Here is a 15,185-nt window from a genome sequence, read left to right as displayed (position 1 = left end):
CTTGATCCTATCATTTGAGTGGCTTTGCCGGGATGGCAGAGCGAAGCGGAAACGCGATACAAAAGATCTTCTACCGGCTGAGTAACAGACTCAGCTAGGCTTCTTTGATTTGTGACAGTTTATGTCTGGTGGCCATAGCGAGGTGGTCCCACGCCTTCCCATTCCGAACAGGACCGTGAAACGCCTTAGCGCCGATGATAGTGCAGATACCTGTGTGAAAGTAGGACACCGCCAGACGCCCCTTGAACGAAGCCCAGCTCAACCGAGCTGGGCTTTGTGCTTTGTGGTGCGCTCGAATACGGGACACGGAAAGCCCGGCCTGACGGCCGGGCTTGGCTTTTGGATGGGCTGGAGATGCAGCCAAGCTTACCCACCTTGCCGGGGCGGCCGTCCGGAAGCCACCACCATGCTCAGCGGTTGAACAGCCCCTTGGCGAGGTCCAGCCCTTGCGCCAGCAGGTTGTCGGCGGGCAGCTCGCCACCCGGCGTCAGGCTGTCGATCAGGGTGGGCAGGTGTTCGGCCAGTTGCTGCGACAGCTGGCTGCTGTCCAGCCCCAGCTTGGCGGCGATATCGCCGAGCTGGCCCTGGCCGAGCACCGACTCGATCTGCTCCGGGGTGATGCCGAGGTTGCTGCCGGTGCCGACCCAGGAGTTGACGATTTCGCCCAGGCCGCCGCTCTGGAATTTCTCGACCAGGCCACTGACGCCGCCGTTTTGCTCCAGCAGCGTGTTGGCGCTGCTTAACCAGTTACTGTCGCCGCCGTTATCCAGCAGACTGCCAAGTTGATTGAACAGGCTCATGATCGACCTTTCTGTTGGGGGAGATTCTGGTTTAAACCATAGTCCGGTTACAGACAATGCATTTATCGCGGATGTTCCGTCGCGGCTTGCCGGTTTGTGGCGTGTTTGGCTAAGCCGCTGTTTTTATTTGTGTTACGGAGGCTGGATGACGGCAATGGCGTGGACTTTGTCGCGCGACTGGCGCATACTGCCGCGTTCGCATTTTGGGAGAGTATCATGCCGATCAATTATTTCGACATGCAGCGTCTGGCTGCAGTCAAGCTGAAAGACGATATCCGCAAGAAGGGTTCGCCGGACCGCTTCGGCAAGGATTCCAACGACGGCAAGTCCGCCGGCAAGGGAAATCCGCTGCTGGGACAGTTGCTGCAGCAGGTGAAGCCGCAGTCTAAGTAAGCCGTTGCGGCCAACGTTGGCCGCACATGAAAAAAGCCGCTACTGGGTAGCGGCTTTTTGTTTGGCTGCGTTTCAGACGCTGGCTTCCGGCAGGGCGATGCGGTTGTCCTTGCTGAACTGGTAGTCGTGGAACACGTGTTCGGCGCTGAGGATCTGGTAGCTGCCATCGGCGTTGCGATGAGTGGTGTCCTTCAGGCGGTAGGTGTAGTGGCCGCAGGTCCAGCAGTCGAAGTTGCGCATGTGGGTGCACAGGCAGGTCTTGTCCCAGATGCGCACGCGGCGCTCGCCCGGGTGGGCGGCGTGTTCGCGGTTGTAGGCGTCGATGTACTGGCAATTGCCGGAGGCGTCGAGCAGGTAGCCGTAGGCCTCGCAGTTGGGGCGGATGATGTCGCCGATGGCCGGGCTGCTCTTCAGCATGCGCATCGGGTAGCCGGTCGGCGAGATCTGGTTGACCTCGATCTCGTCCTCGCTGGCCTTGAAGTATTCCTGCTGCACGTTCTCCGGCAGGCCGCATTCTCGGGTGACGGTGAAGCGGGTGGCGACCTGCACGGCGGCGGCGCCCATTTCCAGGAAGTTGGTGGCGTCGGTGCCGGTGAAGATGCCGCCGGCGGGGACCAGCGGGATGTCCAGCTTCTGCTCGACCAGCCAGTCGCGGATCTCGGCGACGATGGTGGCCAGGTCGTACTGCGCCCAGTCGAGGCCGAAGCCGAGGTGGCCGCCGGCCAGCGGGCCTTCGATCACGATGTAGTCGGGCAGGCGGTTGGTGCGGGCGCTCTTCTTCAGGAACAGCTGCAACGCGCGCAGCGACGACACGATGATGCCCAGCTTCACGTCGCGGAAGCGCGGGTGGTCCTCGATCAGGGCGAAGCTGCCCAGGTGCAGACCGGCGGCCAGGGTGATGCCGTCGATGCCGGCGTCCATGGCGGCACGCATGCGGACACGCAGGGTGTCCTTCGGCGCGTTCATGGTCAGCTTTTCCATGCAGTTGATGAACACCATGCCGTCGCCGCGCTTGGCGTCCATGGTGTGGCCGACGTGCAGCTTGGTCGCCTCTTCCAGCAGGCCGAGGTTGAACTGCACCACCGACTTGTCGCTGTTCTCGACGTTGAATTTGTACTGCTTCAGCTTGTCCTTGACGTACTTGGTGTTGAAGCGGCGGTCGGTAACGGTCGGCACCATGGCGTCCGAGATGTGGCCGATGCCGCCAAGGCGGGCAGCTTCCAGCGCCAGCGCGGCGGTGGAAATGTCCACGCCCATGCCACCGGTGATGATGGGGACCAGCTCTTTGTCGCCCAGTTTCAGGCGAAAGTCATCTACGCACTTCATTGCTTTGGTGTCCGTTTCCGTGTTGCCGGGGAGCCGCGATCCAGACCGCAGGCCAGCTTTAGAGTAATTGCTCGCTCAATATCATACCATTTTCGGCCCTGCCCGGTCTCGCCGCGTGTGTCGGCGTCGGCCGGCAGTTTCGGGGAGCGATGGTGGCGTACAAGGCTGGGACTGCGCGCTGCGGCCAACGTTCAGCCCCGCTGTTGGCCCTGAGCCCGTGTGCGGTGACGGCAATGACAAGTGGTAGTGGTTCTGCTTTGCAAGCGGGGATTGCCAGCTATAGTGATACCTGAGCATGGCTATTTGCATGTCATTTAAGGGCGGCCCGTGCTGGCGGTGCCGCGATTGCGTGTTGTGGCGTGTCGAAGAGGCGGGTTATGGCAGTACTGCTTGGACTGTTGCCAACACTGTTGCCCATCCTCGGCCTGTTCGGGCTGTATGTGGCGGTGCTGGCGGTCATCCCCGGCGCGCGGCTGCGCTGGCGCAACGTGGCACTGGCGCTGATCTTTACCGGTGCCATGCTCTACACGCTGGCCTATCCGTTTGCGGTGGCGCCGGGGGTGGTACTCGATGCGCGTGGCGCCATCCTTGGGGTCGCCATCCTGTTTGGCGGGCCGTGGGTGGGCGGCATCACCGCGCTGGCCGGTTGCCTGTTCCGCCTGCATCTGGGCGGCGCCGGCGCCGTGGCCGGCGCGTTCGGGCTGACGCTGAACCTGCTGGGCACCCTGTGGCTGTTGCGCTACCAGAGTCGGCCGCTGCTGGCGGCGCAGCCGTTTCCGGCGGCGATGCCGCGACTCGCGCACCCCTTGCGTCTCGGCCTGCTGGTCGGCTGCTGGGCCGGGCTGGCCGAGGCGCTGTCGCTGCTGCTGATCCCGCCATGGCAGCAGGGCTGGCGGCTGTTCGTCGAGTCCGGTCTGACGCTGGCCGGCGTGCAGCTGCTCGGCTTCTTCGTGATGGGCAGCCTGCTGTGGACCTATCACCAGCGCCAGCTGCTGGAGCTGGCGCTGCGCCGCGCCGAGCTGGACCTGCTGCTGGAACGGCAGGAACGCGACGAGCGCTTCGAGGTGATTTTCGAGCAGGCTGCGGTCGGCATCGCGCTGGTGGCGCCCGACGGCAGCCTGCTCAAGGTCAACGGCAAGCTGTGCGACATCCTCGGCCTCGACCGCGCCGAACTGGTGGCGCGCACCTTCCAGGCGGTGACCTATCCCGAGGATCTGGACGCCGACCTGGCGCGGGTGGCACAGCTGCTGGCCGGCGAGATCGACACCTACCAGCTGGAAAAACGCTACCTGCGCGGCGACGGCGCCCTGGTGTGGGCCAACCTGACGGTGTCGCTGGTGCGCCACGGCGACGGCCGGCCACACTACTTCATCAGCTTTATCGAGGACATCAGCGAGCGCAAGGCCTACCAGCAGCAGATCAGCACGCTGGCGTTCCAGGACGTGCTCACCGAGCTGCCCAACCGGCGCCTGTTCCTCGACCGCCTGCGCTACGCGCTGGTGCGCAGCGAGCGCAGCGGCCTGTACGGCGCGATCCTGCTGCTCGACCTCGACCACTTCAAGACCCTCAACGACACCCAGGGCCACGATGTCGGCGACAGCTTCCTGCAGTGCATCGCGCTGCGCCTGCGCGAGTGCGTACGCGCCGAGGACACCGTGGCGCGGCTCGGCGGCGACGAGTTCGTGGTGATCCTGGAGGGGCTGGCCAAGGACGAGGCCCGGGCGGCCAGCCGCGCCGAGCAACTGGCGGAGCAGATCCGGCTGGCGGTCGGCCTGCCGTTTTCCTTCGAGCGCAAGAACAGCCCGCGCGTGTTCCAGACCACGGCCAGCGTCGGCATCAGCCTGTTCCATGGCGAGCAGGCCGCGCTGGACGACCTGCTCAAGCACGCCGATCTCGCGCTGTACGACGCCAAGGCCGCCGGCCGCAACACGCTGTGTTTCTACAATATCGAGATGCAGTACGCGCTGGAGATCCGCGCGGTGATCCAGAGTGCGCTGTACCACGCGCAGGAGCTGAACGAGCTGCAGATCTACGCCCAGCCGCAGGTCGATCGCGGCGGCCGTCTGGTCGGTGCCGAGCTGCTGCTGCGCTGGCACCACCCGATGGTCGGCTGGATCTCGCCGAACCAGTTCATCCCGCTGGCGGAGGAGACCGGCACCATCCTGTCGATCGGGCAGTGGGTGCTGCGCAGCGCCTGCCAGACGCTGGCGCGCTGGGCCCGCCAGCCGCAGTACGCGGCGCTGACGCTGTCGATCAATGTCAGCATCCGTCAGTTCCGCCACGCCGGCTTCGTCGACGAGGTGCGCACCATCCTGGCCGAGACCGGCGCGCCGCCGGCCCGGCTGAAGCTGGAGTTCACCGAGAGCATCGTCATCGACAACGTCGACGATACCGTCCGCAAGATGAACCAGCTGCGCCAGATGGGCATCCGCTTCTCGATGGACGACTTCGGCACCGGCTACTCCTCGCTGTCCTACCTGAAAAAGCTGCCGCTGGACCAGATCAAGATCGACCAGAGCTTCATCCGCGACATGACCAGCGACGCCGACGACGCCGCCATCGTCACCGCCATCCTGTCGATCAGCCGCAGCCTGTCGCTGCAGGTGGTGGCGGAAGGGGTGGAGACCGAGGCGCAGCAGCAGTTCCTCTACGAGCACGGCTGCGAGCTGTACCAGGGCTTCCTGTACGGCCGGCCGATGCCGCTGGCGGAGCTGGAGCACTTCCAGCAGCACGTGCGCTGAGCGTGGCCGCGGCGCGGCCCCCATGCCATCCAAGATTTCTTAACGAATTGCCGCTCCCGGTTTTCATGGTTAGCCGTTAATCTGCGTGCTACGCAGCGCATTTCTCCTTCTCAGGTTCCCCGCGCCGCGCCGGCCCCGGCTTGACTCCGTCGGTGGCCGCCGTGACGGGCGCGGGCTTAACGGCAGGCATAGTCATGAAGCACAAACCTTTCCTCGCGGCGGCGCTCATCACGGCGCTGGGCGGCGCCATCTGGTGGCAGCAGGGGGCCGATTCTCCGGCACCGGCCAACGCCGCGCGCGGCAAGCGCGCCACCAGCGTCGAGCTCAGCCCGGTCAGCAACGCGCCGGCCGGCATCCGGCTCAGCACCAACGGCAACGTCACCGCGCTGGACCGGCTGGAGCTGCGGCCGCAGGACAGCGGCGTGATTGCCGCCATCCGCGTGCGGGAAGGACAGCAGGTGGCGGTGGGCGAGGTGCTGGTCGAGCTGGACGCCGCCGCCGAGCGGGCGGAGCTGGCCAAGGCGCGCGCCGCGCTGGCCGCCAACCAGGCGCAGCTGAACATCGCCCGCCGCGAGCTCTCGCGCAGCCAGGAGCTGAAGCAGCAGCAGTTCATCTCGCAGAGCGCGCTGGACACGGTGCAGGCGAGGGTGGAGTCGCTTGCGGCCAACCTTGCCGCCGACCGCGCGCAGATCGAGGCGGTGCAGGTGCAGCTGGCGCGCAAGACGCTGCGCGCGCCGGTGGCCGGCCAGGTCGGCGCCATCAGCCTGTCGCCGGGCGCGCTGGTACAGCCGTCTATGGCAAGCCCGCTGCTGACCATCACCCGCGTCGCACCGGTGGCGGTCAGCTTCTACCTGGCGGAACGGCAGCTGCCGGCGGTGCGCCAGGCCCAGGCGCAGGCGCCGCTGACGGTGTACGCGCTGAACGAGGCGGACGGCAGCTGCCATCAGGGCCGGCTGAGCTTCATCGACAGCGCGGTGGACAGCAGCAACGGCAACGTGCTGCTCAAGGCGCAGTTTGCCAACGCCGGCCGCGCACTGTGGCCGGGCCAGTTCGTGCGCGTGACGCTGGACGCCGGCCACTACCGCGACGCGGTGGCGCTGCCGGTGGCGGCGCTGGTGACCGGCCCCGACGGCCAGTTCACCTACGGCGTGGACCAGGACAACAAGGTGCGGCGCCTGCCGCTGACGCTGCTGGCGGTACAGGACGAGCAGGCCATCGTGCGCGGCGTGGCCGCCGGCACCAGGGTGATCAGCAGCGGCGGCCAGAACGTGCGCCCCGGCGAGACGGTGGCGGTGAGCCGTGCCAAGCCGCGTGCGGCGCCGGCCGCCGTCCAGTCTGAGACGGCCGGCTGCCCGCCTGTTGCGGCCAACGTTGGCCGCACGGCGGCGGCCTCCGCCGCAGCCGGGGTGGCGCCATGATGAACCTGTCCGAACTGTGCATCCGCCGCCCGGTAATGACGGTGCTGCTGTGCCTGAGCCTGGTGGTCGGCGGCCTGCTGGTGCTGGGGCGGCTGCCGATCGCCGCGCTGCCGAGCTTCGACACGCCCACCATCAACGTCTCCGCCAACCTGTCCGGCGCCAGCCCGGAAACCATGGCCTCGTCGGTGGCCACGCCGCTGGAAAAGCAGTTCGCCACCATTCCCGGCCTCAGCATCATCAGCTCCAGCAGCACCCAGGGCAGCACCTCGATCACGCTGGAGTTCGTGTCCGGCCGCGACATCGACGCCGCCGCGGTCGACGTGCAGGCCGCGCTGCTGCGCGCGCAGCGCGGCCTGCCGACCGAGATGACGCAGCTGCCGTCCTATCGCAAGGTCAACCCCGCCGACGCGCCCATCCTGTTGCTGGCGGTGAACTCGCCGTCGCTGGCGCTGACCGCGCTCAACGACTACGCCGAAAACCTGGTTTCGCCGACGCTGTCGACGCTGGAGGGCGTGGCGCAGGTGCAGATCTTCGGCCAGAAGCGCTACGCGGTGCGCATCAAGCCGGACCCGCAGAAGCTGGCGGCGCTGGACCTGACGCTGGAGGACATCGCCACCGCGGTACGTGCGGCCAACGTCAACACGCCGCTGGGCACGCTGGAAGGCCCGGCGCAGATCCTCACCATCCAGAGCAACCGCCAGCTGCGCAACGCCGCCGAATTCGCCGCGCTGGCGATCGCGCAGCGGCAGGGCAGCGTGGTGCGCCTGGCCGACGTGGCGACGGTGGAGGACAGCGTGGAAAACCTGAAGACCGGCAGCTGGGTCAACGGCGAGCGCTCCATCGTGCTGGCGGTGTTCCGCCAGGCCGACGGCAATACCGTGGCGGTGGTCGACGCCATCCGCGCCGCGCTGCCGAAGCTGGAGGCGCAGCTGCCCGGCTCGGTGCGCATCGCGCCGCTGAGCGACCGCTCGCAGTCGATCCGCGAGGCGGTGCACGACGTCAACCTGACGCTGATGCTGACGGTGGCGCTGGTGGTGATGGTGATCTTCATCTTCCTGCAGCGCGCGGCGGCGACGGCGATCCCGGCGCTGTCGCTGCCGGTGTCCATCATCGGCACGCTGGCGCTGATGTTCTTCCTCGGCTTCAGCCTCAACAACATCACGCTGCTGGCGCTGACGCTGGCGGTGGGGCTGGTGGTCGACGATGCGGTGGTGGTGCTGGAGAACATCGTGCGCTACCGCGAGCAGGGGCTGTCGGCGCTGGAGGCGGCGCTGCGCGGCTCGCGCGAGGTGGCGTTCACCATCGTGTCGATCTCGCTGTCGCTGGTGGCGATCTTCATCCCGATCTTCTACATGGAGGGGGTGATCGGGCTGCTGTTCCACGAGTTCGCGGTGGTGGTGACCATGGCGGTGCTGGTGTCGGCGCTGGTGTCGCTGACGCTGATCCCGATGTTGGCCGCACGCTTCCTGCGCGGCGACCAGTCGCACAGCACGCTGCACAATCCGCTGGCGCGCAGCTTCGAGCGCGCCTTCGCTGCGGTGCTGGCTGCGTACCGGCGCACACTGGACGGGGCGCTGCACTGGCGCCGCACCACGCTGCTGGTGGCGCTGCTGACCTTCGCCGGCTCGGCGTGGATGTTCGTGGCGATCCCGAAGGGCTTCTTCCCGAACGAGGACAACGGCCAGATCACCATCATCACCGACGCCGGCCAGGACGTGTCCTACCAGCGCCTGGCCGAGCTGCAGCAGCGCGCCAGCGACATCGTGCGCGCCAACCGCCACGTCGCCAGCGTCACCTCGTCGCTGAACAGCGGCGGCGGGCGCATGTTCGTGTCGCTGAAGCCGCGCGGCCAACGTGCGGACATGGACAGCGTGGTCGGCGAACTGCGCCGCGAGCTGGGCCGCGTCACCGGGCTCAGCTCGTTCATCAACCCGGTGCAGAGCCTGCGCCTGGGCGGCCGCTCGTCCAAGAGCCGCTACCAGTACGTGCTGCAGAGCGTGGAGTCGGCGGCGCTGTACGAGTGGTCGGACAAGCTGGAACGCGCGATGCGCGCCGAGCCGATGTTCCAGGACGTGAGCAGCGACGCCCAGCTCAAGGGGCTGCAGGCGCGGCTGGTGGTCAACCGCGAACAGGCGGCACAGCTGGGCGTCAGCCTGCAGGCGATCCGCAACACGCTGTACGCCGCCTTCGGCCAGCGCGAGGTGTCCACCATCTACACCCCGTCCGACAGCTACCCGGTGGTGATGCAGCTGGACGAGCGCTACCGCGTCAACGAGAACGACCTGACGCGGCTGTCGGTGCGCAGCGGCAACGGCACGCTGGTGCCGCTGTCGGCGCTGGCCAGCGTCGAGCGCAGCGTCGGGCCGGTGTCGGTCAACCACCAGGGCCAGCTGCCGGCGGTGACGGTATCGTTCAACCTCGCCCCCGGCGTAGCGCTGGGCGATGCCGACACCCGGCTGCAGGCGATCGCCGCCGACATCGGCCTGCCGGCCAGCATCTTCACCAGCTACGGCGGCGACGCCGCCGCCTTCGCCCAGTCGCAGGGCAGCCAGACCGTGCTGCTGGCGGTGGCGGTGCTGGTGATCTACGTGCTGCTGGGCGTGCTGTACGAGAGCTACATCCACCCGCTGACCATCCTCGCCGGCCTGCCGTCGGCGGCGATGGGCGCGCTGGGGGCGCTGATGCTGTCCGGTCAGGAGCTGACCATCATCGCCAGCATCGGCATCCTGATGCTGATCGGCATCGTGAAGAAGAACGCGATCATGATGATCGACTTTGCGCTGGCGGCGCAGCGCGAGCAGGGCATGGCCCCGTTCGACGCCATCCGCACCGCCTGCCTGCTGCGGCTGCGCCCGATCCTGATGACCACGCTGGCGGCGATGATGGGCGCGCTGCCGATCGCGCTGGGGCTGGGCGCCGGTGCCGAACTGCGCCAGCCGCTGGGGCTGGCGGTGGTCGGCGGGCTGCTGTTCTCGCAGCTGATCACGCTGTACATCACCCCGGTGCTGTACCTGTGGTTTGACCAGCTGGGGCGGCGCCGCGCCGCCGTGCCGCAGGCGGCGTAGCGCGCTCGCTGCCCGCCCGGCATCGCGACAGCCCGGCATCCCGCTGCCGGGCTGTCGTTTTTCATGTCGCCCTATCCTGATGATTTGATAGTGAATGCTTTGGTTGGCCGCGGTCATTTACTAGCAAACACCTCAACCCTACTGCCGTCAGGGTTGGCCGCAGTCCGCAGCGCGCCACCTCGATTGCCGCCCCGCAGTCCGCGCGGCATAATCCCTTGATTATCAAAAGACATAAAGAGATGCACATGGCAATGCTGGGCCTGCGGGGAAAATCGTTGCTGGCATTATTGCTGGCCTGTCTCATTGCCCTGGTGCCGGCCGCGCTGATCGGCTGGCAGGTGGTGGACAGCATCCGCACCCACTTCGGCGAGGCCTTCGCGCGCAACACCACGCTGCTGCAACGCGAGAAGATCTTCGCGCCGCTGTCGCGCGAGCTGGCGCTGTCGCTGCGGCTGGCCGACTCCGAGGTCACTCGCCAGTGGCTGCGCGACGAGGCCGACGTCGCCAAGCGCGAGCTGTTCTTCCGCGAGGCGGAAGGCTACCGCCGCGACTTCCGCGACCACTCCTACTTCCTGATCAGCAACCGCACGCACGCCTACTACTTCAACGACGGCAAGAGCCCGCACACCGAATCCGCGCGCTACCTGCTGCGCGCCGACAAGGCCGACGACGGCTGGTACTTCAATACCCTGCGCGACACCGCCACCTTCAACATCAACGTCAACCACGACCGCCAGCTGAAGGTGACCAAGGCGTGGATCAACGTCATCGTGCACGAGAACGGGCAGAAGGTCGGCCTGGCCGGCACCGGGCTGGAGCTGACCACCTTCCTCGACGACTTCATCCGCAGCCGCGAGGCCGGCATCACGCCGATGATCCTCAACCGCCAGGGTGCGATCCAGGCCCACCCCGATCCGCGGCTGATCGCGCTCGACTCCGCCTCCGGCAAGGGGGCGGGCGGCCTGCAGCAGCAGCTGGGCGACGCCCAGGAGCGGCAGGCGCTGCGGCTGGCGATGCGGCAGGCCGAGTCCCGTCCCGGCGAGGTGGCCATGCTGTGGGCGACGCTGGGCGGCAAGCAGCAGCTGCTGGCGCTGAGCTTCATCCCGGAGCTGGGCTGGCACGTGGTGACCGCGGTGGATCTCAATGCGGCGCGGGTGTTCGACGGCCCGTGGCTGACCCCGGCGCTGATCGCGCTGGCGGTGCTGCTGGCGGCGCTGCTGCTGGGCTTTGCCTACGCGGTGGAAAAGCTGGTGTTGCGCCCGATCAGCCAGCTGCGCAAGTCGGCGCAGGCGATGGCGGCCGGGCAGTACGAGGTGGCGCTGCCGGCGGAGCGCGACGACGAGATCGGCGAGCTGAGCGCCGCCTTCGGCGTGATGGCGCACAAGGTGCGCAGCCATACCAGCGAGCTGGAGCACCGCGTGCGCGAACGCACCCGCGCGCTGGAAGAGGCCAATCGCGAGATGGCGGCCGCGCACAAGAAGATCGACGACTCCATCGACTACGCCAGCCTGATCCAGCGCGCGATGCTGCCCGACCGCCAGCTGGTGCAGGCGCTGGGCGAGAAGCACGCGGTGCTGTGGCGGCCGCGTGACGTGGTCGGCGGCGATTTCTACGTCTACCGTGCCGGCGAGCACACCCTGCTGTTCGGGGTGGTCGACTGCGCCGGCCACGGCGTGCCGGGCGCGCTGATGACGATGCTGGCGCACGCCGCCATCGACCAGGCGATCGTCGACGTCGGCATGGACGATCCGGCCGGCATCCTCACCCGCTGCGACCGCATCCTGCGCGGCATGCTGCGCGAGGAGCGCGGCGGCCACGTGCTGGCCACCAATATGGACGCCGGTTTTGCCTGCGTCGACCTGCAGGCGCGCACGGTCACCTTCGCCGGCGCCAAGATCGCGCTGTACTACAGCGACGGCGACGACGTCGGCGAGCTGCCCGGCGCGCGGCGCGCCATTGGTGACAAACGCATCGGCGAGTACCAGAATGCACAATTGCCGCTGCAAGCCGGGCGCAGCTTCTACATGACCACCGACGGTTTCCTCGACCAGGCCGGTGGCGAGCTGGGCTACGGCTTTGGCAGCAGCCGTTTCGCCGACATGATCCGCCGCCATGCCCGCCTGCCGCTGGACGAGCAGGGGCAGGCGTTCAGCGCCACGCTGGCCGAGTACCAGGGCCGGCACGCGCAGCGCGACGACATCACCATGCTGTGTTTCCGTTTTGACTGATGCCCAACCAGGGGGGAGCTTCCATGGAACCGTTTGACCTGTTCAGCATGCGCGAGAGCTATAACCGCCAGCAGATCATGCTGTGCTTCAATGGCCCGATCTCGCGCAGCCTGATCGAGGAAATTGGCAACGCGCTGCGCAACTACCTGGCGGCGGACCACGCGCACCCGTCATCGGCGATGGATGTGTTCGGCGTCTACATCGAGCTGACGCAGAACATCCGCCACTACGCGCAGCAGAAAGGCTGGACCGAGACCGACGCCAGCGCCACCGTGGTGGTGGCGCGCAACGACGCCGGCCACTACGTGGTGTCCGCCGGCAACATCATCGAGCAGGCCGACGGCGAGGCCCTGCTGGCCTGCATCGACGAGCTGGCCGGCCTCGACAAGGCGGCGCTGAAGGCGCGCTACAAGGAGCAGCTGCGCAAGCCGCGCGAGGCCGAGGCCGCCAGCGGCGCCGGGCTGGGGCTGATCGACATCGCCCGCAAGTCCAGCGCGCCGCTGCAGGGCAACCTGCGCCGGTTGACGGATGGCCGCGCCTTTGTCAGCCTGCGCGCCGAGATCTGAACCTTTACCGAGCACCCAGAAGATGAGCAACTTCTCCATCCCCGGCAGTCAATCCACTCCCGCCATCGGCGGCGACTGGGACCAAGGCATCCTGTCGATGCAGGGGGACTCCTATCCGGAAAATTCCTACGAACTGTTCCAGCAGGTATTCAGCTGGGTCGAGCGCTTCCTGCTGGAAGCCGGCCGCCCGCTGACGCTGGAGCTGCGCCTGCTGTACCTCAATACCAGCAGCATCAAGGCGATGATGGACATCTTCGACCTGCTGGAAGAGGCGCACCGCGACGGCAAGCCGGTGGCAGTGAACTGGCGCTACGACCCGCGCAACGAGCGGGTGGCGGAGCTGGCCGAAGAATTCAAGGAAGACTGCACCTTCCCGTTTGCCATCCTGGCGCTGGATCCGGCCGCCTGCGCATCATGAGCCGCGACAACGGCGAGCTGGAAACGCTGATCAAGCGCCTGCTGGCGGACCCGGACCTGCGCGAGCATCCGCTGAATTTCGCGTTGGGCCAGCTGTGGTTCCAGTACCGCGAACTGCTCAACCGCATGGAGCGCATCACCCGCATGTCGGACGCCTACCAGAGCATGGCGCGGCAGCGCGAGCTGAGCCTGGCCGAGCGCTTCGACAAGCAACTGCGCCAGCTGGAAAAGGTGGCGCGCATCTCCGACCGCTACCAGCACATGATGCGCGAGCTGAACATCGCGCTGAAGGAGGCCGCCACCCACGACCCGCTCACCGCGCTGGCCAACCGTCGCCCGCTGATCGAGCGGCTGAAGGCGGAGATGGAGCGCAGCGAGCGCCTCGGCCACCCCTTCTGCGTCGCCATGCTCGACATCGACCGCTTCAAGCGCATCAACGACGGCCACGGCCACGATGTCGGCGACACCGTGCTGATCGAGACGGCGCGGGTGATGGAGGCGGAGGTGCGCGAGTACGACCTGTGCGGCCGCTGGGGCGGCGAGGAGTTCCTGATCATCCTGCCGGAGTCGACGCTGGCGCTGGCCGACGACATCGTGCGCCGCGTGCGCGGCTGCATCGGCCAGCTGAAGGTGCGGGTCGGCGACGAGGTGCTGTCGGTCACGGTCAGCGCCGGGCTGGCGCAGTACCGCGGCGGCGGCGAGAGCTATTCCGGGCTGCTCAACCGTGCCGATGCCGCGCTGCTGCAGGCCAAGCGCGACGGGCGCGACAGCCAGCGACTGGCCGACTGAGCCCGGTCACCGCCGGCCACGGCGGTGACGATGTCCCCGCGGCGTCCTGCCGCATCCGCTTCCCCGTGTTTTCCCTTGTCCTGCGCCGGCCTCAGCCGCCGGCGCCCGCTTCGGCGAATTCCGCCAGCGCCCAGTCGCGGAACGCGATCACGCTCGGCAGGTCGGCCAGCTCCTGAGGGTAGATCAGGTAGTAGGCCCACTCGGTCTGCAGCGCGATGTCGGACAGTGCGACCAGGCTGCCGTTGGCCAGCTCCTCGCCGATCATGCTCTCGTCGGCGAGGGTGATGCCCATGCCGCGCAGGGTGGCGGTGATCGCCAGATCCAGCGTGTCGAAGGTGTAGGCGTCGAGATTGCCGCTGACCTCCACCCCGGCCAGTGCAAACCAGTGCTGCCAGAAGTTGTCGTCGTGCGACGGGTGCAGCAGCGGGTAGTCGCGGAACGCGGCCGGCGCCGGCGGTGCGGCGTTGCCGAACAGCGCCGGCGCCGCCACCGGGATGAAGCGCGCCGGGCGCAGGCGGTGGTAGACCAGCCCCGCTTCCTTGGTCAGGCTGGCCTGGAACGAGATGTCGTACTCGCGGCTCTTGAAATTGGGATCGAAGCCGGTGATCGAGATCATGCTGACGATCAGCTCCGGATGGCGGGCGCGGAAACCGGCCAGCTTGGGTAGCACCCAGCGCGCGGCGATCGACGGGCTGGTCTTGATGCGCAGCTCGCGGCTGCGGCGGTTGATGGCGTCGCTGGCCGCCTCGATGCGGTGGAAGGCGTCGCGCACCGCCGGCAGCAGCGCCATGCCCTCCGGCGTCAACGCCAGCCCGCGTGCCTGGCGCACGAACAGTTGCAGCCCGTAGTGCGCTTCCAACGACTGGATATGGCGGCTGACCGCGCCCTGGGTCAGGTGCAGGGTGTCGCCGGCCCGGGTGAACGACAGCTGTTCGGCGGCCACCAGGAACACGCGCAGCGCGTTGAGGGGAGGGAGTTTCATCTACGGATTCGCCATGAGTTTTATGCATGTTAAACATGCGTATTAATGCTTTGTCAACCATGGATCTTGCCGGTATTCTCTAGCGCGCTGCCGATAAAGATGAACGACTTAGCGCATTGTGCGGCGGCCGTTTGCCGCAGTGCATTATTTTTGAGCAATGCAATATTCTCATGCGCGACTCCGGCGCAAGATTGTTTTTGTTCTGACGGATTTTTTGGCATGACCCGCTTGCGGCGGGTGGCCAGACGAATGATGGGTGGGCTTGCGGCGTGGCCGGCAAGCGCACCATGAGGAACCTGCCCTGTCCGACAGGTGTGTGGTAGGCGTGATGCCGCGGCAACGAATGGGTCGTGCCGCAGCGGATCACCACGGTGTCCGGCGTCGCCGGGTACTGGCTGTATCGCCCTGTTTGTCAGGGTTTTGCTCTGTCTCACGGTGTCCCGCCGGATCCTGATCCGGC

At 67.2% G+C, this 15,185-nt stretch carries 12 protein-coding genes and 1 rRNA gene; 9 read left to right on the top strand and 4 right to left on the bottom strand.

The window, feature by feature from the left end; all coding sequences use genetic code 11:
• Positions 1 to 124 precede the first annotated feature (124 nt).
• Positions 125 to 237: ribosomal RNA gene (rrf, locus tag IE100_RS16100) — 5S ribosomal RNA — on the top strand.
• A gap of 173 nt (positions 238 to 410) precedes the next feature.
• Here the strand turns inward: rrf and IE100_RS16095 are convergent.
• Positions 411 to 800, bottom strand: a complete 390-nt coding sequence (locus IE100_RS16095; RefSeq protein ID WP_189375612.1) for a YidB family protein — start codon at positions 798 to 800, stop codon at positions 411 to 413.
• Between the two features lie 216 nt (positions 801 to 1,016).
• On the opposite strand from IE100_RS16095, the gene IE100_RS16090 reads away from it, so the two are divergent.
• Positions 1,017 to 1,193 carry a hypothetical protein gene (locus tag IE100_RS16090; RefSeq protein ID WP_189375610.1) on the top strand — a complete coding sequence of 59 codons (177 nt, stop codon included), beginning with the start codon at positions 1,017 to 1,019 and terminating at the stop codon, positions 1,191 to 1,193.
• 72 nt (positions 1,194 to 1,265) lie between these two features.
• Here the strand turns inward: IE100_RS16090 and IE100_RS16085 are convergent, their stop codons facing one another.
• On the bottom strand, positions 1,266 to 2,519 hold the full coding sequence (locus IE100_RS16085; protein WP_189375608.1) for a nitronate monooxygenase: 1,254 nt from the start codon (positions 2,517 to 2,519) through the stop codon (positions 1,266 to 1,268).
• A 377-nt stretch (positions 2,520 to 2,896) separates the two neighbouring features.
• Here IE100_RS16085 and IE100_RS16080 point away from each other — a divergent pair, with 377 nt between their 5' ends.
• The 7 genes from IE100_RS16080 to siaD all read left to right on the top strand — a co-directional run bounded on the left by IE100_RS16080 (position 2,897) and on the right by siaD (position 13,743).
• The gene (locus IE100_RS16080; protein ID WP_189375606.1) at positions 2,897 to 5,260 is read left to right on the top strand and encodes an EAL domain-containing protein; all 2,364 of its coding nucleotides are present in this window, start codon (positions 2,897 to 2,899) and stop codon (positions 5,258 to 5,260) included.
• A 194-nt stretch (positions 5,261 to 5,454) separates the two neighbouring features.
• Positions 5,455 to 6,678: an efflux RND transporter periplasmic adaptor subunit gene (locus tag IE100_RS16075; protein WP_189375605.1), complete on the top strand. Its 1,224-nt coding sequence runs from the start codon at positions 5,455 to 5,457 to the stop codon at positions 6,676 to 6,678.
• On the top strand, positions 6,675 to 9,743 hold the full coding sequence (locus tag IE100_RS16070) for an efflux RND transporter permease subunit (protein WP_229800425.1): 3,069 nt from the start codon (positions 6,675 to 6,677) through the stop codon (positions 9,741 to 9,743). The genes IE100_RS16075 and IE100_RS16070 overlap by 4 nt, the downstream gene beginning before the upstream one ends.
• Positions 9,744 to 9,988: 245 nt before the next feature.
• Complete coding sequence (gene siaA, locus IE100_RS16065) at positions 9,989 to 11,971, top strand: biofilm regulation protein phosphatase SiaA (RefSeq protein ID WP_189375603.1); 1,983 nt, start codon at positions 9,989 to 9,991, stop codon at positions 11,969 to 11,971.
• A 23-nt stretch (positions 11,972 to 11,994) separates the two neighbouring features.
• Positions 11,995 to 12,537, top strand: a complete 543-nt coding sequence (siaB, locus tag IE100_RS16060) for a biofilm regulation protein kinase SiaB (protein ID WP_189375601.1) — start codon at positions 11,995 to 11,997, stop codon at positions 12,535 to 12,537.
• A gap of 22 nt (positions 12,538 to 12,559) precedes the next feature.
• Positions 12,560 to 12,955 (top strand): biofilm regulation phosphoprotein SiaC, encoded by a 396-nt coding sequence (gene siaC, locus IE100_RS16055; RefSeq protein WP_189375600.1) that lies wholly within the window; start codon positions 12,560 to 12,562, stop codon positions 12,953 to 12,955.
• Positions 12,952 to 13,743: a biofilm regulation diguanylate cyclase SiaD gene (gene siaD / locus IE100_RS16050; RefSeq protein ID WP_189375598.1), complete on the top strand. Its 792-nt coding sequence runs from the start codon at positions 12,952 to 12,954 to the stop codon at positions 13,741 to 13,743. The genes siaC and siaD overlap by 4 nt, the downstream gene beginning before the upstream one ends.
• Before the next feature lie 91 nt (positions 13,744 to 13,834).
• Here the strand turns inward: siaD and IE100_RS16045 are convergent, their stop codons facing one another.
• Together IE100_RS16045 and IE100_RS16040 are read right to left on the bottom strand one after the other, a co-directional pair.
• Positions 13,835 to 14,725, bottom strand: a complete 891-nt coding sequence (locus IE100_RS16045; RefSeq protein WP_189375595.1) for a LysR substrate-binding domain-containing protein — start codon at positions 14,723 to 14,725, stop codon at positions 13,835 to 13,837.
• Between the two features lie 53 nt (positions 14,726 to 14,778).
• The coding region (locus IE100_RS16040) for a hypothetical protein (protein ID WP_229800424.1) at positions 14,779 to 15,185 on the bottom strand (407 nt) is incomplete at its 5' end.

The organism is Vogesella alkaliphila (assembly GCF_014652475.1).
Classification (GTDB): domain Bacteria; phylum Pseudomonadota; class Gammaproteobacteria; order Burkholderiales; family Chromobacteriaceae; genus Vogesella; species Vogesella alkaliphila.
The sequence above is the reverse complement of the archived record's forward strand: the minus strand, read 5'-3'. Positions and strand labels throughout refer to the sequence as shown.